Source organism: Kribbella sp. NPDC050459, assembly GCF_040655315.1.
In the GTDB taxonomy this organism is placed as follows: Bacteria; Actinomycetota; Actinomycetes; order Propionibacteriales; family Kribbellaceae; genus Kribbella.
Window position 1 is genome coordinate 49,630 of record NZ_JBFAJQ010000010.1, and the last position, 18,537, is coordinate 68,166.

Genomic DNA, 18,537 nt, shown 5'->3' on the forward strand with positions numbered 1-18,537 from the left:
GCTCCGAGAATATCCCACCTATGTCCGACAGGTCGGCGCAGCGACGGCCGCGACTAGGGAGCGTCCTGGCCGAAGGTGTTGGTGATCTCCTCGGCCCAGGGCATCGGGATGGCGTTGGGGCCGAGGACCTGCATTGCGGCCATGACGGTCATCAGCATGCCCGCGGACAGGAACTCGCGGGCCTCCTGGGGTGACGCGCCGGTGAGGTCGCGGACCAGGGTGTAGATGCGGCCGAAGCGGTCGCGGACGCAGTCGCCGATGGCCGGGTCGCCGCTGGCCGAGAAGCCGTGCAGGAGGACGAGCAGGAGTTCGCGCTCGGACAGCAGCCGCTTGTAGTTGTGGCCCAGCGCGCTCAGCTCCGGCGTCTCGGCCGCGGCCTCGCGGAAGATCTCCTCGATCCGCCCGCAGACGCTGTGCAGCGCGGCGAGGAACAGTTGCTGCTTGGTCCCGAACAGCCGGATCACGTACGGCTGCGAGACCCCGGCCAGCCGCGCGATCTCGTCGGTCTTGGTGCCCTCGTACCCGGACGCGGCGAACGCCTGCACCGCGGCCCGCAGCACCTCGTCGCCGCGCTCCTTGGCGGTCAGCCGGACCTTCGTCGTCATACCTGCTCCTTCCGTTCCTTGACATGTTATCAGTGGATGCATACTCTCGTGATCAAGCTTGTTATCAGTCAATTACAACTAGGAGTACGAGATGACCTCGACCGCTCTCGAGAGGGAAGTGGCGGCGGTATCGCGGCGCCGTGGGCTCGGTGTGGTGCTCGCCGCGGTGGGGATCCCGACGTTCATGGTCACGCTGGACAACCTGGTGGTGACGAACGCGCTGCCGGTGATCAAGTCCGAGCTGGGCGCGTCGCTGTCGGACCTGCAGTGGTTCGTGAACGCCTACACGCTCGCGTTCGCCGCGCTGCTGCTGACCGCGGCCGCGATCGGTGACCGGCTCGGCCGTCGGCGCGTGTTCCTGGCCGGGATCGCGCTGTTCACGCTCGCCTCGGCCGCGTGTGCGCTGGCCAGCGAGCCGTGGATGCTGATCGGGGCCCGCGCGATCCAGGGCATCGGCGCCGCGGCCGTGATGCCGCTGTCGCTGACGTTGCTCGCGGGCGCCGTACCGGAGAAGCTGCGCAGCGCCGCGATCGGCATCTGGGGCGGCATCTCCGGCCTCGGGATCGCTGTCGGCCCGGTGGTCGGCGGGGCCGTCGTCGACGGTCTGAACTGGCAGTGGATCTTCTGGCTGAACGTTCCGATCGGCGCGATCGCCGTCGTACTGGCCGCGCGGGTGCTGACCGAGTCCCGGGGTGCGGCGAAGCCGCTCGACCTGGTCGGACTCGTGCTGGCGACCTCCGGTGTGCTGTCCGTCGTCTGGGGTGTCGTGCACGGGGCCGACGACGGGTGGACCTCCGCGGGCGTGCTGGGCTCGTTGGTCGCGGGCGGTGTGCTGCTGGCCGCGTTCCTTGGCTGGGAGCGCCGTACGCCGGCGCCGATGCTGCCGCTGCGGCTGTTCTCGGTCCGCTCGTTCAGTGTGGTGAACGTGGTGGCGTTCACGTTCGCGGTCGGGGTGTTCGGTGCGGTGTTCCTGCTGGCGCAGTTCTTCCAGGTGGTGCAGGGGTACACGCCGTTCCAGTCCGGCGTCCGGACGCTGCCGTGGACCGCGGCGCCGCTCGTCGTCGCGCCGATCGCCGGCCTGATCGTCGACCGCGTCGGTCCGCGCACGCTGATCGTCGCGGGGCAGGCGCTGCTGGCCGTCGGGCTCGGGTGGATCGCGCTGATCACCACGGCGACCACGCAGTACGGCGACATGGTCGCACCGTTCGTCCTCGCCGGGATCGGCATGGGCCTGACCTTCGCCCCGTCCGCGAGCGTGGTGATGGCCGGCGCCTCCGACGCCGACCGCGGCGTCGCCTCCGGCACCAACAACACGATCCGCGAGGTCGGCGTCGCGATGGGCGTCGCCGTACTCGCCTCCGTCTTCGCGTCCTCCGGCTCCTACGAGTCCCCGACCCAGTACGCCGCCGGCCTGGTCCCCGCGGTCTGGACCGGGGCCGCCATCGTCGCCGCCGGCACCCTCGTCGCGCTCCTGCTGCCCGGGCGTGAGCGCTCTAGAGTGTGAGCGTGCTGGACGCTGATGACGTACGACGGATTGCGCTGTCCTTCCCCGGGACCGTGGAGAAGCAGCGGTGGGGGCATCCGACGTTCGACGTGGCGGGGCGGATGTTCGTGACGGTGCCCGACGACCAGACGTCGTTCGCGGTGCGGTGTCCGCGGCTGGAGCGGGACGAGTTGATCGCCGCGGAGCCGGAGAAGTTCTGGGTGCCGAAACACGAGGCGGGCTCGAACTGGGTTCGAGCCCGCCTCGAGGCGCTGGAGGACGCCGACGAACTGCACGACATCCTCGTCGACTCCTGGCGGCAGGTCGCGCCGCAGGACCTGATCAGCTGACGTTGGCCGGTGAGGCCGAGAAGGTGTTGCAGCTGGCCGGGTTCGCCGTGTTGAACGACTTGCCCATGAACCGCGCCTGACTGGCCACACTTCCGTGGTCGCCCTCTTCGGGCTTGTCGCCCGCGGTGACGACGTACTTCTTCCAGACATACAGCAGGTTCCCGTTGATCGGGTAGCTGCGCTTGTTCGCGGCCAGGAAGACGCCGGCGAAGCAGTTCGCCTGCAGCTCCATCCGGCGCGTCATCCGGGTCCGGCCCTCGTAGTCCGGCTGCTCGTAGCGCAGGTTGCTGGACGCCTGCAGGATGCCGGTCATGAACTGCACGCTGTGGCCGTACTCGTGGGCGATCGACCGGCTGTACCACATCCGCGCGTACGCCTGACCGATCGGATCACCCGGGTACTGGGTGTACGCCTTCACGAAGACGTCCACCTTCATGTACATCATGTGGTTGCCCGAGCAGTAGAACGGCACGGCCACCGGGCCGTCACCGCACGGGGTCGACATCGACGTCCCGGACCAGTACGTCATCCGCGGCGCGGTGAACTTGTAGCCGGCCTTCGCGACCAACGGCGCCCAGGACCTGTCCAGACACGGCTTGATCGCGGCCCAGTAGGCGGCCGCGCCGCTCGCGTTCGTCGGCCGGGCCTTCGGCTCCTTGCAGTTGACCGTCCGCATCTGGCCGACCTTGTAGAGCGCGTTCTTGCCGACCACGACCGCGTCCGACGGCTTGTTCGGCGTGCTCGAGGTCTCCGTCGTGGTCGGCTCGGTCGTGGTGGGCTCGGTGGTCGTCGGCTCTTCGGTCGGCGACCCGGTGGGCTCCTCGGTCGGCGACCCGGTCGTGGTCGGCTCCGGCGTGTACCGCGACGGGGTCACCGGCGGCGTGGTGACGTCGGTGGTTGCCTTCCGCACCAGACCGATGATCGCGCCGCCGACGACGGCGATCCCGACGATCGTCAGGATCGCGATCAGCGGCGCCTTCGACTTCTTCCGCGGCTGCTGCGGCTGCCACCCCATGCCAGGACCACCCTGACCACCAGGGCCGCCGGGACCACCAGGACCGCCCGGGCCGAAGCTCGGACCCCAGCCGAACCCAGGCCCCTGCTGCTGTGGCGGCCGCGAGCTGTACTGCGGCGGAGCGCCGTACTGACCAGGGGGCGGACCGCCGTACTGACCCTGCGGCGGCGGACCGTACTGACCGGGCGGAGGACCCTGCGGCGGCGGGCCGTACTGCCCCGGGGGCGGGCCCTGCTGGTACGGCGGGTTCTGGCCGGGCGGCCCGTAGGGTGGCTGGCTCAACGCCGTTCCTCTCGTCCCTCGTGCTGGCATTCAGCGACCGCCACAGTATCGGCAACAAACAGGTCAGCCCCGCCGACCCTCGGCGGGTAGGGTCGGCGTGTGACCGATGTCAGTACGCCGAACAGCCCGATCGACCAACTCGCCGAGCGGCACCTCGAGCAGGAGATCGCGCTCGACCCGCTGCTGGCCACCGAGCTGGGCATCACCGGCCACGACCACGAGCTGCCGGACTTCACACCTGCAGGGTTCGCTGCACGCATCGAGCTGACCCGCGGGTCGCTCGCCGAGGCCGCGTCGATCGAGCCGGGAAGTCCGCGCGAGGAGGTCGCGAAGGACGCCTTCGTGGAGCGGCTCGGGCTGGAGTTCGAGCGCTACCAGGCCGGCGTACCGCAGCACCAGCTGAACTCGATCGCCTCGGTGCCGGTGGGCTTGCGGCAGGTGTTCGACCTGATGCCGACCGCGACCCCGCAGGACTGGGAGATCGTCGCGATCCGGCTCAACCAGATCGGTACGGCGCTCGACGGGTATCGCGACACGCTGCTCGAGCAGGCCGACCAGGGGCGGGTCTCGGCCGTCCGCCAGGTGACCGGGCTGGCCGACCGGATCGCCAGCTGGACCGGTGCCGACGGCGACGACTTCTTCGGCAGCCTGGCCGCGCAGGCGCCGGACGACGCGATCAAGCCGACCGTGGAAGCCGCGGCCGCCGCGGCGCGGAAGGCCTTCGACCAGTTCGGCGCCTGGCTGACCAGCGACCTCGCGCCGCGCGCGCCGCAGTGCGACGCATGCGGCCGGGAGGTGTACGAGCTGGCGTCGCGGAGCTTCCTCGGCGCCGCGGTCGACCTCGAGGAGACGTACGCGTGGGGCTGGGCGGAGCTGGCCCGGATCGAGTCGGCGATGCAGGACATCGCGGCCGGGCTGAACGGCGGCGATCGGACCATCGAGGCGACCGCGGCCCTGCTGGACGCAGACCCGGCGCGGACGATCCACGGCAAGGAAGCCTTCCGGGGCTGGATGCAGGAGCTGTCCGACACCGCCGTCGCCGAGCTGGCCGGCACCCACTTCGACATCGCCGACGAGATCCGCCGGCTGGAGTGCATGATCGCGCCGACCTCGGACGGCTCGATCTACTACACGCAGCCGAGCGAGGACCTGACCACGCGGCCGGGCCGGATGTGGTGGGCGGTCCCGAACGGCCTGGACACGTTCGCCACCTGGCGTGAGGTCACCACGGTCTACCACGAGGGCGTGCCCGGGCATCACCTCCAGGTCGCGCAGACGATGCTGCGCACCGACCTGCTGAACCGCTGGCAGCGGCTGGCCTGCTGGGTCTCGGGTCACGGCGAGGGCTGGGCGCTGTACGCCGAGCGCCTGATGGAGGAGCTCGGCTACCTCGAGGACCCCGGCGCGCGGTTCGGCATGCTGGACGCGCAGGGGTTCCGCGCCGCGCGGGTGATCGTCGACATCGGCATGCACCTGGAGCTGGAGGTGCCGCGGGACAACCCGTTCGGCTGGCGGCCGGGCGAGCGGTGGACCGCCGATCTCGGGTTCGAGTTCCTGCGGGCGCACTGCCGGATGGAGACCGAGTTCCTGCAGGCCGAGCTGAACCGGTACCTCGGGTGGCCGGGCCAGGCGCCGGCGTACAAGGTCGGCGAACGGATCTGGCTGCAGGCGCGCGAGGAAGCCAAGCAGCGCAAGGGTTCCGCGTTCGACCTGCGGGCGTTCCACTCCGGCGCGCTGAACCTGGGATCGATCGGCCTGGACCCGCTGCGACGCGCGATGGCGAAGCTGTGAACCCCCGGTTCGTCCTGGCGTCGGCGTCACCGGCCAGGCTGAAGACACTGCGGGCCGCGGGGATCGAGCCGGAGGTGATCGTCTCCGGCGTCGACGAGGACGACATCACCGCGGAGAACCCCGGCGAGCTCGCCCGCCTGCTCGCGACGCTGAAGGCCCGCGCGGTCGTCGCGAACCTGACGGACCACGCGACCGTGCTCGGCTGCGACTCGGTTCTCGAGTTCGACGGGGAGCCGTACGGCAAGCCCGAGACGCCGGACATCGCCCGCGAGCGCTGGCGGATGATGCGCGGACGCAGCGGCGTACTGCACACCGGGCACTGCCTGATCGACACCGCCGGCAAGCAGGAGCTGCGGGAGCTGTCGTCCACGAAGGTCGAGTTCGCGGACCTGACCGACGAGGAGATCGACGCGTACGTCGCCACCGGCGAGCCGCTCGTCGTCGCCGGAGCCTTCACGGTCGACGGCCTCGGCGGCCCGTTCGTGACCGCGATCGAGGGCGACTACCACAACGTCGTCGGCCTCTCGCTGCCGTTGCTGCGCCGGATGCTGATCGAGGTCGGGATGTCCTGGCCGGAGCTGTGGAAGACGCAGCAGCCGTACAGCTACGACGAGACCGTGGCATCGTCGTACGACGAAACCCGCGGTGGTCTCGTCCGCGCGGAGGCCGCCGCCCGCGCGGTCGACTCCCTGCTGCCGAAGGGCGGACGGGTGCTCGAGCTCGCGGTCGGGACCGGCATCGTCGGGGCGGAGTTGGTTGCTCTCGGCAACTTGGTGCACGGCGTCGACCTGTCCACCGCGATGCTGCGCCGCGCGCGGGTCCGGCTCCCCGGGCACGTCGCCGCGGCGGACGCGGCCCGCCTCCCGGTGGCCGACCGGCGCTGTGACGCGGTCGTCGCGGTCTGGCTCCTGCACCTGCTCGACGACAGCGAGCCCGTGATCGCCGAGGTCGCCCGCGTCCTCCGCACCGACGGCGTCTTCGTCACCACCACCGAAAAGTCCGACGCCAGCCGCTACGCCGACAGCCGCACCCCCGACGACACCCGCTCCCAGGACGCCCTCACTCACTTGGCCGCCACCGCAGCGCGCTACGGCCTCGTCCTGGACGGCGCGACAAGTTTCGTTGGCCCGACCCGCAACACGGGAGACGCGCCGATGTATCCAGTCGTCCGCTTCCGTCGTACCTGACCCCTGGGGTTCGCCCGTGGACGAGTGCTCACGCGGGGGCGGACGCCCAGCACTCACTAACTGGCGGCGCTGGGCGCGCCACACGCTCAGCGGGTGCTGCTAAGGGCGTCTCGCCGCGACTTGGTGAGTGACGGGCGTCCGGGTCACGGGTGCGCCGACGCGCGCCACTGGCCCGGGCCCGGGTGGAAGGGGGTGCGGGCGTTGCGCCAGTACGTCGACCAGTTGCTAGCTCGGTCGGTCTCCGGCTCGGCGGCCGGTGCGGCGGCGCGGGCGGCGATCACCGTGATCAGCGCCGCGAGTTCCTCGGGCGTCGGGTCGCCCTTGACGATCTGGATCACAATGGAATGTTCCCATGCTTCTTGGGGGGCAGGGTGTCTCGTTTGGTGCGGAGGAGGCGGAGGGCGCGGACGATTTCGGCGCGGGTTTCGCTGGGTTTGATCACCGCGTCGATGTAGCCGCGTTCGGCGGCGATGTACGGGTTCGCGAGGTGATCCTCGTACTCGGTGATCAGTTGCTGCCGGCGGCTGTCGGGGTCCTCGGAGCCGGACAGTTCGCGGCGGTAGAGGATGTTCACCGCGCCCTGGGCGCCCATCACCGCGATCTGTGCGGTCGGCCAGGCGATGTTCATGTCCGCGCCGAGGTGCTTCGAGCCCATCACGTCGTACGCGCCGCCGTAGGCCTTGCGGGTGATCACGGTGATCATCGGGACGGTCGCCTCGGCGTAGGCGTAGATCAGCTTGGCGCCGCGGCGGATGATGCCGTTCCACTCCTGGTCGGTGCCGGGCAGGAAGCCGGGCACGTCGACGAAAGTGAGGATCGGCAGGTTGAACGCGTCGCAGGTGCGGACGAACCGGGCCGCCTTCTCGGAGGCGTCGATGTCGAGGGTGCCGGCGAACTGCATCGGCTGGTTCGCGACCACGCCGACCGGACGGCCCTCGACCCGGCCGAAGCCGACGATCATGTTCGGCGCGAACAGCGTCTGCACCTCGAGGAAGTCGCCGTCGTCGACGACCGCCTCGATCGCGGTGTGCATGTCGTACGGCTGGTTCGGCGAGTCCGGGACCAGGGTGTCGAGCGCCAGGTCGGTCTCGGTCGGCTCCAGGTCCCCAGTGTCATACAGCGCGTCGTACACCGGCGGGTCCTCGAGGTTGTTCTGCGGCAGGTGACCGACGAGCGCCTTCACCCACTCGATCGCGTCCTCCTCGTCGGAGCCGAGGTAGTGCGCGTTGCCGGACTTGGTGTTGTGCGTCCGGGCGCCGCCGAGCTCCTCCTGGGTGACGTCCTCGCCGGTGACGGTCTTGATCACGTCCGGGCCGGTGATGAACATGTATGACGACTCGTCGACCATGACCGTGAAGTCGGTGACCGCGGGGGAGTAGACCGCGCCGCCCGCGCACGGGCCCATGATGAGGGAGATCTGCGGGATCACGCCGGACGCGCGGACGTTGCGGCGGAAGATCTCGCCGTACAGGCCGAGCGAGACCACGCCCTCCTGGATCCGGGCGCCGCCGGAGTCGTTGATGCCGATCAGCGGGCAGCCGATCTTCATCGCCAGGTCCATCACCTTGACGATCTTCTCGCCGAAGACCTCGCCGAGACTGCCGCCGAAGACGGTGAAGTCCTGCGCGAACACGCACACCTGACGGCCGTCGATGGTGCCGAACCCGGTCACCACGCCGTCGCCGTACGGGCGGTTCCCGTCCAGGCCGAAGCTCGTCGACCGGTGCCGGGCGAACTCATCCAGCTCGGAGAAGGAGCCCTCGTCCAGCAGCAGCTCGATCCGCTCGCGGGCGGTCTTCTTGCCGCGCGCGTGCTGCTTCTCCACCGCGCGCTCCGACCCGGCGTGCACGGCCTCGTCGAGCCGGTGCTCGAGGTCCGCGATCTTCCCGGCGGTGGTGTGGATGTTCACGGTCTCTCCCATGAATGGGCAGCCTACGCGCCAGTACGCCGTACCGCTTGTGACCTCGCTCGCAGACCCCTGACTGAACCGCTCCGGGGATAGGTTTCCGGCGTGGCTGCCGTCGACAGACTCGTCCAGCAGGTGACCCGGCTCGTCGAGAGGGACACCGTCGACGGTGTCGCTTCGGGCCGGCCGCCCGAGCTGAGCGATGGGCACGTGGAGATGCTCCAGCCGCTCGCCGACAACCTGGATCTGCCGGGACGGCTGGCGACGACGCTCCGGGTGGTCTCGAACCGCCAGGACGGCCGCTGGTACGACCGGCGCGAGGACGCCCGCGCCGGGCTGACCGAACTGGTCGCGCTGTGTGCGGACTCCCTCGAGCCGGACCCGGCACTGCCGCCGCCCGTCGACGCCGGGGCAAGAGACCGGCTGGCCGGGGCCGTCACCCGCGCGTACGCCGCCAACGCGACACCGCGGCTGGTCGCGGACCTGTTCACGGACGGGCGGCCGGACGACCTCGGACGGTTCGCGCCGCCGCAGCTCGAAGGTGACGTTGCGGCGGCCCGGGCGATGGCGATCGCGATCGGCGCCCGGACCGCGACCCGCGAGGAGGACGTCCTGCGGAAACTCGTTGCCGAGGGCCACGGCGGGGCGGCGTACGCGGCCGCGGGGATGCTGCTGGACGACCGGCTCGACTACCACCGGCTGCCGGCTGAGCAGCAGCCGGGGATCCGCCGGCACCTTGCCCGGAGCATCGAAGCCGGCTTCGCCACCCGGGACATCCGGGAGGCCAAGCAGCGGGAGTTCACCGAGGAGCTGGAGAACCGGCGCGAGGACGTCACCGGCGGCGCGGGGACGATCGACGACGCCAGCAAGATGGCCACCGAGGAGCTGGGCAAGCTGAACGGGTTCCTGGCGGACATCGACTACTGGCAGCGCTCGGCCGAACCGCGCCTCGAGGACGTCCGCGGGATCGTTGCCGAGCACCTCGTGTCCAGGGTGGAGCACCACGCCGGGATCCAGACCGATCTCACCGCCGCCCAGGTGACGTCACCCGCTGCCGCGACGACCGCCGCGGCGCAGACGATGGTGACGGCCTCGTCCATCCCACCCGCGAGCCGTCCGGCGGCCGCCGCTGCGACCGCCACCATGCTGACCGAGGGCTTCGACGAACTCCCGGCGCTGGTCACCAACTGGCAGGCCGACGGCGCGAACGTGAGCCGCCAGGCAGAGCTGTACGGCGCCACCCTCGGCGACCGGACTCTGACAGCTGTCCGCACCTTCGAGCAGCAGCCGCCCAACCCCAACGGCGCGGCCCTGAACCGCGAGCAGGCCGGCCCGGCGGCGTTCGCGGCCGATCCGGCGATCCCGCCGCTGCGCCGCATCCACTCCGGCGAAGCGCGGCGCCCGGACGAAGGCGCCACCCGCCCGCGGACCGGAGGATCCGACGGCCTGACCCGGTGACTAGGCCCTGTCTGGTTATCCATCGCCTACTGCGGGGCACTCGGCACGGCACCTCGCCGCACGGGTGCAAAGGCCACGATGCTCCGCATCGAGACCTTCGCCCCCGCACGCCGATGCACCGCACCGAGCACCTCCTCGCTACGGCGCTGGATAACCAGACAGGACCTAGGCGGGGCCCGCGCTGAAGAGTTTGGGCAGGCGGGCGGCCTGAGCCAGGTCGCCGCGGACGGTGAGGCGCTGTTTGAGAACGGCCACGACCGGGTCCTCGTTGCCGGTGACGATCCGCAGCAGCGTGGTGGGGTCGGTGCGGATCGAGATGTCCGGGGGAGTGGACCCCCGGGGCACCAGCTTGCACCGGCCGTCGTGGACGCGGGTCCAGTACTCGTCGACCGCGTCCGGACGACCGGCCCCGCCCGCGCCGGTGATCTGCCAGCTGATCACAGCGTCGAACCCGGCGGCCCGGGCGGGTCGGAGGTACTCCGGCATCCGGCGAAAGATCTCGCGCAACGCGATCTCTCGTACTCCCCCGATGAGTCGATGCCGAAGCTCCCGCTCCGACGTCCGGTCGACCAGCCGGGCGAGCTCGCTCGCGTCCAGGGCGGTGATGCCCGCGGACTCGAGCCAGCCGGCACTGCCTCGCTCGGTCATCGACCACCCCCGCGGCAGTTCGAAGGAACACCCGGCGAGTGTTCCTACCAGACCGTAGGAATTTCCTACGATGAGGTAGGTTTGTCAAGTGGTCGCGGATGCTGAGAAACGCCGGCGCGCGCGGCATCTCGGCCCTGAGCGCCGCCGGCCGATGATTCTGGACGCCGCGCTCGAGGTCTTCAACGCCAAGGGGTACGCCGGCACGACGATGCAGTCGGTGGCGGACGCGGCCGGCGTCACGAAACCGGTCGTCTACGACTCGTTCGCGAACCGCGACGAGCTGCTGCTCGCCCTGCTGGCCCGCGAGGAGCAGCATCTGGTCATCTCGATCGTGTCCGCGCTCCCGGCCGACCCGACCGTCGGCACCCCCGAGGAGCACGTGCTGGAGGGACTGACCGCCTTCCTGACCGCGGTGCAGAAGAATCCGCAGTCCTGGCGGATCGTGTTCGGTGCGCAGTACGGCGCCGCGCCGGTCGTCTCGGAGCGGGTCCGCGCCGCCCGGGCGTTCCTGGTCGAGAGCCTGCGACTCACCCTGCTGCAATCGTTGCCCGTCGTCACGGACCCGGAGGCGAACCTCCCGGTCCTGGCCGAGCTGCTCGCCTCGATGACCGAGGCGTGCGCGCGGATGCTCGTCATCGACGGGACCACCCGCAGCCCGGCCGAGCTGGCCCGGACCGTCTCCCAGGTCGTCGGCGGCGGATTCGGCACCGTCTGACGGACCTGCCCGGCGTACATACTGTGAAGTAGCTGAACAACCGGTCACGATCGGCTTCCAGTGGGCGGACTCGGCAGCGTGGACGGGCGTCCGCCGATAGGGTGGGCGAACGTGAGCGAGACCGGTAGTGAGACCCGTACCCGCGCGCGGTTCGAGGTGCCTGAAGAACTCAGGGCCGACGTCCGCCTGCTCGGCGAGATCCTCGGCAAGGTCCTGGTCGAGTACGCCGGTCAGCCGCTGCTCGACGATGTCGAGAAACTGCGCGAGCTGACCATCGCCGGCGACGGCGCCGCGGCCGAGGAACTGGTCGCGTCCTGGCCGCACGAGCGCGCCGAGGACGTTGCCCGGGCGTTCACCTGCTACTTCCACCTGACGAACCTCAGCGAGGAGCTGCACCGGGCACGGGTCCTGCGGGAGCGTGACCGGGCCGGCAGCGAGGCCGTCGTGTCGGAGCTGGCCCAGGCCGTCGAGCAGATCTCCCGCGACAGCGGTGAGCAGCAGGCCCGCGCACTGCTGAACGGCCTGGAGTTCCGTCCGGTGCTGACCGCGCACCCAACCGAGGCCCGGCGCCGCGCCGTGCTCGCGACGATCCGCCGGATCACGTCGCTGCTCGACGAGCGGCACGACCCGCGGGCCGGCGACAGCGACCTGGCCGAGAACCGTCGCCGCCTGGTCGAGCAGGTCGACGTCCTGTGGCGTACGTCGCAGCTGCGCACCAGCCGCCCGTCCCCGCTGGACGAGGTGCGGTCGGCGATGGCGGTGTTCGAGGAGACGCTGTTCACCGTCGTGGGCAACGTGTACCGGCGCCTCGACGACGCGCTGGCCGGTGACGCGGCCGGGACGCGGACGCCTGTGGTGGCGCCGTTCGTGCACCTCGGTTCGTGGATCGGCGGCGACCGCGACGGCAACCCGAACGTCACGGCCGCGATCACCCGCGAGGCGATGCAGATCCAGGCCGACCACGTGCTCCGCGCACTGGAGCAGGCCACCGAGGCGCTCGGCCGCGCGCTGACCCTGGACGCCGCGACCACGCCGCCGTCGGCCCCGGTGCGCCGCATCCTGGAAGACGCGCGGGCGGTCAACCCGGAGCTGATCACCGACATCGAGACCCGCTCCCCGGCCGAGCCGCACCGGCAGCTCCTGCTGCTGGCTGCTCGCCGGCTGGCCGCGACCCGGTCCCGAGACGCGGACTTCGGGTATCCGCGGGCCGCCGACTTCCTGCACGAGCTCAAGGTCCTGCAGGACTCACTGGTGACCGCCGGTGCTCCGCGCCAGGCGTTCGGCGAGCTGCAGCAGCTGATTTGGCAGGTGAACTCGTTCGGCTTCCACCTGGCCGAGCTGGAGATCCGTCAGCACTCCTCGGTGCACGCCAAGGCGCTGGAGGAGGTGCTCGGCGGCGGCGAGCTGTCCGACCAGACGGAGGAAGTGCTCGCGACGCTCCGGGTGATCGCCCAGATCCAGCAGCGCTTCGGCCCCGAGGCCTGCCGCCGGTACGTCGTGTCGTTCACGCGCAACGCGGGCGACCTGGCGGCCGTCTACGAGCTGGCCGACGCGGCGCTCGACGGACGTCCGATCGAGCTCGACGTCGTACCGCTGTTCGAGACCGGCGAGGACCTGCAGAACTCGGTCGAGGTGCTCGACAACGCGATCCAGCTCACCCGGGTCCGGCACCGGCTCACCGCGAACGACCGGCGTTTCGAGGTCATGCTCGGGTACTCCGACTCCGCGAAGGACGTCGGCCCGGTGTCGGCGACGCTGGCGCTGTACGACGCGCAGGCGCGGATCACCGCGTGGGCGCAGCGCAACGCGATCCGGCTGACGCTGTTCCACGGCCGGGGCGGCGCGCTGGGGCGGGGTGGCGGCCCGGCGAACCGCGCCGTACTCGCGCAGGCTCCCGGGTCGGTGGCCGGGCGGTTCAAGCTCACCGAGCAGGGCGAGGCGATCCCGGCCCGGTACGGCAACGCGGCGATCGCGCAGCGGCACATCGAGCAGGTGACGGCAGCCACGCTGTTGGCCTCGACCCCGGCCGTCGAGGAGCGGGCCGCGGTGGCCGCCGAGCGGTTCTCGGTGATGGAGAAGACGCTCGACGAGGCCGCGCGGACGGCGTACCACCGGCTGGTGAAGGCGGACGGGTTCGCGGAGTGGTTCAGCACTGTGACGCCGCTGGAGGAGCTGGGGCAGCTGCCGCTCGGATCGCGCCCGGCGCGCCGGGGCGTCGCGGTGTCGTCGCTGGAGGACCTCCGGGCAATCCCGTGGGTCTTCGCGTGGTCCCAGGCCCGCGTGAACGCGCCCGGCTGGTTCGGTCTCGGTACGGCGCTCGCCGCGGTCGGCGACGTCGACCTGCTGCGCGACGCGAACCAGAACTGGCCGCTGTTCCAGGTGATGCTGGAGAACGCGGAGATGTCGCTGGCCAAGACGGACCGGCGCATCCTCGGCCGCTACCTCGAGTTGGGCGACCGGCCCGAGCTCACGCAGCAGATGCTCGACGAGCACGCGCTCACGACCGAGTGGGTGCTCAAGGTGCTCGGCCAGGAGCGTCTGCTGCAAGGGCGGCGCGTGCTGGGCCGTGCGGTCGAGCTGCGCAACCCGTACGTCGACGCGCTCAGCTACCTGCAGCTGCGGGCATTGCGGACACTGCGGACCGACGACTCACTGGACGAGGAGCAGATCGTCCGCACCCGCCGGTTGCTGTTGCTGACCGTTTCGGGTGTCGCCGCCGGCCTGCAGAACACCGGCTGATGTTCAGCGACCTGGACCGGCCCCCGCTGGACGAGAAGTTCCTGCGGGGGCGGCTGGTGCGTCCCGGTGCGCTGTGGACGCAGATCGACGTACTCGCGGAGACGCCGTCGACGAACGCTGTCGTGGCGGCTGCGGCCGCGGCCGGTCAACCTGAGGGGCTGGTCGTTGCCGCGGAGTACCAGTCGTCCGGGCGCGGGCGGTTGGGACGGACGTGGACCACTCCACCGCGGTCTGCTCTCTTGATGTCAGTTCTGCTGCGTCCGACCACGGTCGACGCTGCGCGCTGGCCGTGGCTGGGGTTGCTGGTTCCGCTGGCTGTTGCCACCGCGGTGCGGGAGGTGGCTGAGGTTCCGGCGCAGGTGAAGTGGCCGAACGACGTCCTGGTCGAGGACCGCAAGCTCGCCGGCATCCTGCTGGAGCGCGTCGAGGGCCCTGCCGCGGTCGTCGGCATCGGTCTCAACGTGACCCTCCGCGAGGCGGAGAAGCCTCACGAGGCAGCCACGTCACTGGCACTGGAGCAGGCAGCAACCACGGACCGGGCGACTGTGATGGCAGCGGTATTGCGTGAGCTTGCCTCCCGCTATCAGTCCTGGGTCGACGCGGACGGCGACCCCGCCGTAGTGCTTCCGGAGTACCGTGCGCTGTCGGCGACCCTGGGCCAGGCGGTTCGCGTCGAGTTGCCCGACGGCACCTTCGTCGAAGGCACAGCGCGCGACCTGGCAGACGACGGCCGACTCATCGTGGACTTGCCTGATGGACCTCGACCGCTGGCCGCAGGAGACGTCACCCACGTACGCCCGGCCTGAGTCACCCGCGACCGCGACAACCGCCGTGCTTGGTCGTTTCGCTCTACCCGGTGAAGATCTTGGCTGCGGTGATCAGGGTTTCGATGACGCCGTAGCCGAGGAGTACGGCGACCAGGAGCCAGGAGATGACCAGGCGTGGGGTCTGGTTCATGACGTTGCCTCCAGCGTGGACTCGGACTTCTCGTGGAACCGTTCGGAGACGGAGCGGATCAGCAGGTTCGCGACGAACCCGACGGCCAGCACGCCGACCATCGTGAACAGGGCCGGCCGGTACGCCGACGCGGTCAGCGTGCCCGGTTTGCCCTCGCGGTCGAGGAACCCGTTGATGATCAGCGGACCGGCGATCCCCGCCGCGGACCACGCGGTCAGCAGCCGGCCGTGGATCGCGCCGACCTGGTAGGTGCCGAACAGGTCCCGCAGGTACGCCGGAACCGTCGCGAACCCGCCGCCGTAGAACGAGATGATGACCGCGGCCAGCAGCACGAACACGACCGTGCTGCTGTCTCCGATGCTCGCCAGCAGCGTGTACGCGATGATCCCGACGCCGAGGTACATCGCGTAGATGGGCTTGCGGCCGATCAGGTCGGACGTCGAGGACCAGCCGAACCGGCCGGCCATGTTGAAGATCGACAGCAGGCCGACGAAGCCGGCGGCGGCCGCGACGGCGACGCTCGACTTGCCCCCTGTGACACCGTCGCCGCGGAAGAAGTCCTGGATCATCGGACTGGCCTGCTCGAGGATGCCGATCCCGGCGGTGACGTTGCAGAACAGCACGACCCACAGCAGCCAGAACTGCGGGGTCTTGATCGCGTTCGCGGCCGAGACGTTGCCGGTGGTGACGAGCGCCTTCTGCCGGACGGCCGACGAGTCGAAGCCTGCCGGCGCCCAGCCGTCAGCGGGGACGCGGATGTTGAAGACGCCGAACATCATGATGACGAAGTAGCCGATGCCCAGCGTCAGGAACAGCCCGACGAGTGCGCCGCCGCCGGCCACCGACGTACTGACGTTCGGGTCGTAGCCGGAGTCGTAGAGGCCGAGCAGTTGCCGGGACAGCGGGCTGGCAACGAGCGCGCCGCCGCCGAAGCCCATGATCGCCAGGCCGGTCGCGAGTCCCGGGCGGTCCGGGAACCACTTGATCAGCGTCGAGACCGGCGAGATGTAGCCGATCCCGAGGCCGATGCCGCCGATCACGCCGTACCCGAGGTAGACGAGCCAGAGCTGGCCGGTGCCGATGCCGAGGGCACCGACCAGGAAGCCGGAGGCCCAGAAGCAGGCGGCGACGAACATCGCCTTCCGCGGGCCGTTGCGCTCCACCCAGGTGCCGCCGACGGCGGCGGACAGGCCGAGCATCACGATCGCGATGCTGAACACCACGCCGACAGCGGTCTGGCTGCTGTCGAAGTGCTTCACCATCGAGGTCTTGTACACGCTGGTCGCGTACGCCTGGCCGATGCACAGGTGTACCGCGAGCGCGGCCGGCGGGATCAGCCAGCGGCTGTAGCCCGGCGGTGCGACGGTGTGTTCCCGGTCGAGTATCGACAAGACTGCCATCACGGCTCCTTCTCGTCCCCCAGTTGATAACCCCTCGCGCATCCTGGCTCACTGTATGCATTTTGTGAAGTGTTAAACCTCTTTGCCGCCCGATCGCGCCCGCGGGAGTGCCCTCGATCGTGTCGGGAGGGGACAACCGAACCCGGGACCTGTGAGACTGGGTCCATGGCGATCTCGGCGAAGTTGTTGGGTGAGGACGAGTACGTCGTCGTCAGCACCCGGACGCACTGGAAGGCGCTGATCGGGCCGGTGTTCCTGCTGCTGGTCGTGGCGGCCCTCGGTGGGTTCCTGGCCGCGATCGTGCCGTCCGGCACGCTGCAGACGCCGGCCCGGATCGCGATCCTCGCGGTCGGCGTCGTGGTCCTCGCGACGTTCGCGCTGAAGCCGTTCCTGAACTGGTTCTTCTCGACGTACACGATCACCAACCGGCGGCTGATCACCCGGCACGGCATCCTCACCCGGACCGGCCGCGACATCCCGCTGATGCGGATCAACGACGTGTCCTACGAGCACGGCCTGGTCGACCGCCTGCTCGGCTGCGGCACGCTGCACATCGAGTCGGCCGGCGAACGCGGTCAGGTCGTGCTTCCCGACGTACCGCACGTCGAGCACGTCCACCTACAGATGTCCGACCTGCTGTTCGGCGGCCCCGAGGGCAGGCCCGGCGACGGCATCCTCGAGGACGAGCAGCCGCCGGAGCACATGCGCCGCCGCCCGCAGCCGCAGGAGCAGCAGCCGCGGACTGACGACGGCACGATCTTCAGCTCGGACGACGACCGCTAGAAGACTTCCAGGGTCACCGGTGCGACCGGCCAGCCGAAGGCTGCTGTCGTGCGGGTCAGCGCGCCCGGGGTGTGCTCGGTGATGCGGCCGGTGGCGGCGAACTCGGTCAGGGGACGACCGCCGAGGTAGGCGCCGCCGAGTTCCGTGACCGACACGCTCAGGTCGGGCGCGTCGTTGGTGCGGTCGCACGTGACCGTCGAGCCGTCGGCGGTCAACCGGAACCGTCCGGTGTTCGACTCGATGAGGTTGTCCGTCACGTCCAGCACGACGTCGAACGGTGTGGCATACCGACGCTGCCGCAGGGCCCGCGGTACGTCGGTCACCCGCAGCCACAGCGATTCGCCGAGCCGGCGCTCCAGGGCGGTCGGGTAGGCGACGAGTTGCTGGAGCGGCTCGTCCACGGCGGCGTACTCGTAGGTGAGCTTGGCGCTCAGGTCCATCGTCAGCAGGTGCTGCCAGAGCGCCTTGTACGCCGGGAGCTCGGGTGCGACCAGTTCCTCGACGGACACCTCGTGCGCCGGGCCGGTCGGTCCCCACATCATCTTGCCCCGCCACAGCGCGTACCCGTCGATGCTTCCGGTCTCGTCGCGGTGCGCCAGGATCCGCCGCTCGGTCCGCCCGCCCCGATCGTCCGGCTTGTCCTGGAGGCGGGCCTGCCAGCGCAGCTCGGACCGCCCGGACACTCCCGACCGCTGCGTCTGCAGCTTGCGCAGGATCGCCGGCAGCTCCTTGAGCGCCTCGTCCACGGTGAGTACACCGAGCTCGCCCGGACGGATCCGGTCGTTGGGCGGACCAACACGGTGCAGGTCGACGGTGTACTCCACGCCCCACGCGGCCGCGGCGTACCCGAAGCGCCCGTAGATTGCCGGCTCACTCGCCCACAGGACGGCGATCGCCTCCGGCACCTCGCGCAACTGCCGCCCGATCAGCTCGGACATCACTCCGCGCCGACGATGTGTGGGCTGCACGCCGACACCGGTCACGTGCGCCGCGTCCACCAGCGCACCAGGCACCGACAACTCCCTCGTCAACGCCCTGGTCGTGCCGATGATCTGGCCGCCGTCGGTCGCCACCAACGCCCGATCCGGCTCGAACAGCTGCTGCCAGAGCTCGTCCGGCTTCGGGTCGAACATCATCGCCCCGCCGAACACCGCCTGCACCGCGCCGTACTCGCCGGCCTGCGCCGCCCGCACCTGGATCTCGCTCATCCCCGCATCT

At 70.5% G+C, this 18,537-nt stretch carries 16 protein-coding genes; 9 read left to right on the forward strand and 7 right to left on the reverse strand.

Annotated elements, in window-relative coordinates:
• Nucleotides 1-53: 53 nt before the first annotated feature.
• The gene (locus AB0I12_RS28295) at nucleotides 54-605 is read right to left on the reverse strand and encodes a TetR/AcrR family transcriptional regulator (protein ID WP_359935141.1); all 552 of its coding nucleotides are present in this window, start codon (nucleotides 603-605) and stop codon (nucleotides 54-56) included.
• Between the two features lie 91 nt (nucleotides 606-696).
• Here AB0I12_RS28295 and AB0I12_RS28300 point away from each other — a divergent pair, with 91 nt between their 5' ends.
• Nucleotides 697-2,109, forward strand: coding sequence for a DHA2 family efflux MFS transporter permease subunit (locus AB0I12_RS28300; RefSeq protein ID WP_359935143.1), 1,413 nt, complete (start codon nucleotides 697-699; stop codon nucleotides 2,107-2,109).
• A 2-nt stretch (nucleotides 2,110-2,111) separates the two neighbouring features.
• A complete protein-coding gene (locus AB0I12_RS28305) occupies nucleotides 2,112-2,438 on the forward strand; it encodes an MmcQ/YjbR family DNA-binding protein (protein ID WP_359935145.1) in 327 nt (108 codons plus the stop codon).
• On the opposite strand, the gene AB0I12_RS28310 is transcribed toward AB0I12_RS28305, so the two are convergent.
• Nucleotides 2,431-3,735 carry a neutral zinc metallopeptidase gene (locus AB0I12_RS28310; RefSeq protein ID WP_359935147.1) on the reverse strand — a complete coding sequence of 435 codons (1,305 nt, stop codon included), beginning with the start codon at nucleotides 3,733-3,735 and terminating at the stop codon, nucleotides 2,431-2,433. The two genes, AB0I12_RS28305 and AB0I12_RS28310, sit on opposite strands and share 8 nt — an antisense overlap.
• A 99-nt stretch (nucleotides 3,736-3,834) precedes the next feature.
• Between AB0I12_RS28310 and AB0I12_RS28315 the strand changes: the two genes are divergently transcribed.
• Entirely contained in the window at nucleotides 3,835-5,526 is a 1,692-nt protein-coding gene (locus AB0I12_RS28315; RefSeq protein WP_359935149.1) for a DUF885 domain-containing protein, read from the forward strand.
• Nucleotides 5,523-6,713: a Maf family nucleotide pyrophosphatase gene (locus tag AB0I12_RS28320; protein ID WP_359935151.1), complete on the forward strand. Its 1,191-nt coding sequence runs from the start codon at nucleotides 5,523-5,525 to the stop codon at nucleotides 6,711-6,713. The genes AB0I12_RS28315 and AB0I12_RS28320 overlap by 4 nt, the downstream gene beginning before the upstream one ends.
• A gap of 143 nt (nucleotides 6,714-6,856) precedes the next feature.
• On the opposite strand, the gene AB0I12_RS28325 is transcribed toward AB0I12_RS28320, so the two are convergent.
• Nucleotides 6,857-7,051, reverse strand: coding sequence for an acyl-CoA carboxylase subunit epsilon (locus AB0I12_RS28325; RefSeq protein WP_355696492.1), 195 nt, complete (start codon nucleotides 7,049-7,051; stop codon nucleotides 6,857-6,859).
• Entirely contained in the window at nucleotides 7,048-8,634 is a 1,587-nt protein-coding gene (locus AB0I12_RS28330; protein ID WP_359935153.1) for an acyl-CoA carboxylase subunit beta, read from the reverse strand. Before AB0I12_RS28330 ends, AB0I12_RS28325 begins: the two co-directional genes overlap by 4 nt.
• Nucleotides 8,635-8,724: 90 nt before the next feature.
• On the opposite strand from AB0I12_RS28330, the gene AB0I12_RS28335 reads away from it, so the two are divergent.
• Nucleotides 8,725-10,077 carry a hypothetical protein gene (locus AB0I12_RS28335; protein WP_359935155.1) on the forward strand — a complete coding sequence of 451 codons (1,353 nt, stop codon included), beginning with the start codon at nucleotides 8,725-8,727 and terminating at the stop codon, nucleotides 10,075-10,077.
• Between the two features lie 165 nt (nucleotides 10,078-10,242).
• Here the strand turns inward: AB0I12_RS28335 and AB0I12_RS28340 are convergent, their stop codons facing one another.
• Nucleotides 10,243-10,725 (reverse strand): SCP2 sterol-binding domain-containing protein, encoded by a 483-nt coding sequence (locus tag AB0I12_RS28340; protein WP_359935157.1) that lies wholly within the window; start codon nucleotides 10,723-10,725, stop codon nucleotides 10,243-10,245.
• 88 nt (nucleotides 10,726-10,813) lie between these two features.
• On the opposite strand from AB0I12_RS28340, the gene AB0I12_RS28345 reads away from it, so the two are divergent.
• The 3 genes from AB0I12_RS28345 to AB0I12_RS28355 all read left to right on the forward strand — a co-directional run bounded on the left by AB0I12_RS28345 (nucleotide 10,814) and on the right by AB0I12_RS28355 (nucleotide 14,985).
• Entirely contained in the window at nucleotides 10,814-11,440 is a 627-nt protein-coding gene (locus AB0I12_RS28345; RefSeq protein ID WP_359935158.1) for a TetR/AcrR family transcriptional regulator, read from the forward strand.
• A 111-nt stretch (nucleotides 11,441-11,551) separates the two neighbouring features.
• On the forward strand, nucleotides 11,552-14,179 hold the full coding sequence (locus tag AB0I12_RS28350; RefSeq protein ID WP_359935159.1) for a phosphoenolpyruvate carboxylase: 2,628 nt from the start codon (nucleotides 11,552-11,554) through the stop codon (nucleotides 14,177-14,179).
• Nucleotides 14,179-14,985 carry a biotin--[acetyl-CoA-carboxylase] ligase gene (locus AB0I12_RS28355; RefSeq protein ID WP_359935160.1) on the forward strand — a complete coding sequence of 269 codons (807 nt, stop codon included), beginning with the start codon at nucleotides 14,179-14,181 and terminating at the stop codon, nucleotides 14,983-14,985. The genes AB0I12_RS28350 and AB0I12_RS28355 overlap by 1 nt, the downstream gene beginning before the upstream one ends.
• Nucleotides 14,986-15,132: 147 nt before the next feature.
• Here the strand turns inward: AB0I12_RS28355 and AB0I12_RS28360 are convergent, their stop codons facing one another.
• The gene (locus AB0I12_RS28360) at nucleotides 15,133-16,536 is read right to left on the reverse strand and encodes an OFA family MFS transporter (protein WP_359935162.1); all 1,404 of its coding nucleotides are present in this window, start codon (nucleotides 16,534-16,536) and stop codon (nucleotides 15,133-15,135) included.
• Between the two features lie 165 nt (nucleotides 16,537-16,701).
• Here AB0I12_RS28360 and AB0I12_RS28365 point away from each other — a divergent pair, with 165 nt between their 5' ends.
• A complete protein-coding gene (locus tag AB0I12_RS28365) occupies nucleotides 16,702-17,319 on the forward strand; it encodes a PH domain-containing protein (protein WP_359935164.1) in 618 nt (205 codons plus the stop codon).
• Here AB0I12_RS28365 and AB0I12_RS28370 read toward each other — a convergent pair.
• Nucleotides 17,316-18,527, reverse strand: coding sequence for a GNAT family N-acetyltransferase (locus tag AB0I12_RS28370; RefSeq protein ID WP_359935166.1), 1,212 nt, complete (start codon nucleotides 18,525-18,527; stop codon nucleotides 17,316-17,318). The genes AB0I12_RS28365 and AB0I12_RS28370 overlap by 4 nt on opposite strands.
• Nucleotides 18,528-18,537: the final 10 nt, after the last annotated feature.

Excerpts from the sequence above, each read along its gene's own strand:
- AB0I12_RS28295 (WP_359935141.1), bottom strand. The coding sequence starts at position 605 with ATGACGACGAAGGTCCGGCTGACCGCCAAGGAGCGCGGCGACGAGGTG.
- AB0I12_RS28300 (WP_359935143.1), top strand. The coding sequence starts at position 697 with ATGACCTCGACCGCTCTCGAGAGGGAAGTGGCGGCGGTATCGCGGCGC.
- AB0I12_RS28330 (WP_359935153.1), bottom strand. The coding sequence starts at position 8,634 with ATGGGAGAGACCGTGAACATCCACACCACCGCCGGGAAGATCGCGGAC.
- AB0I12_RS28340 (WP_359935157.1), bottom strand. The coding sequence starts at position 10,725 with ATGACCGAGCGAGGCAGTGCCGGCTGGCTCGAGTCCGCGGGCATCACC.
- AB0I12_RS28355 (WP_359935160.1), top strand. The coding sequence starts at position 14,179 with ATGTTCAGCGACCTGGACCGGCCCCCGCTGGACGAGAAGTTCCTGCGG.
- AB0I12_RS28360 (WP_359935162.1), bottom strand. The coding sequence starts at position 16,536 with ATGGCAGTCTTGTCGATACTCGACCGGGAACACACCGTCGCACCGCCG.
- AB0I12_RS28365 (WP_359935164.1), top strand. The coding sequence starts at position 16,702 with ATGGCGATCTCGGCGAAGTTGTTGGGTGAGGACGAGTACGTCGTCGTC.
- AB0I12_RS28370 (WP_359935166.1), bottom strand. The coding sequence starts at position 18,527 with ATGAGCGAGATCCAGGTGCGGGCGGCGCAGGCCGGCGAGTACGGCGCG.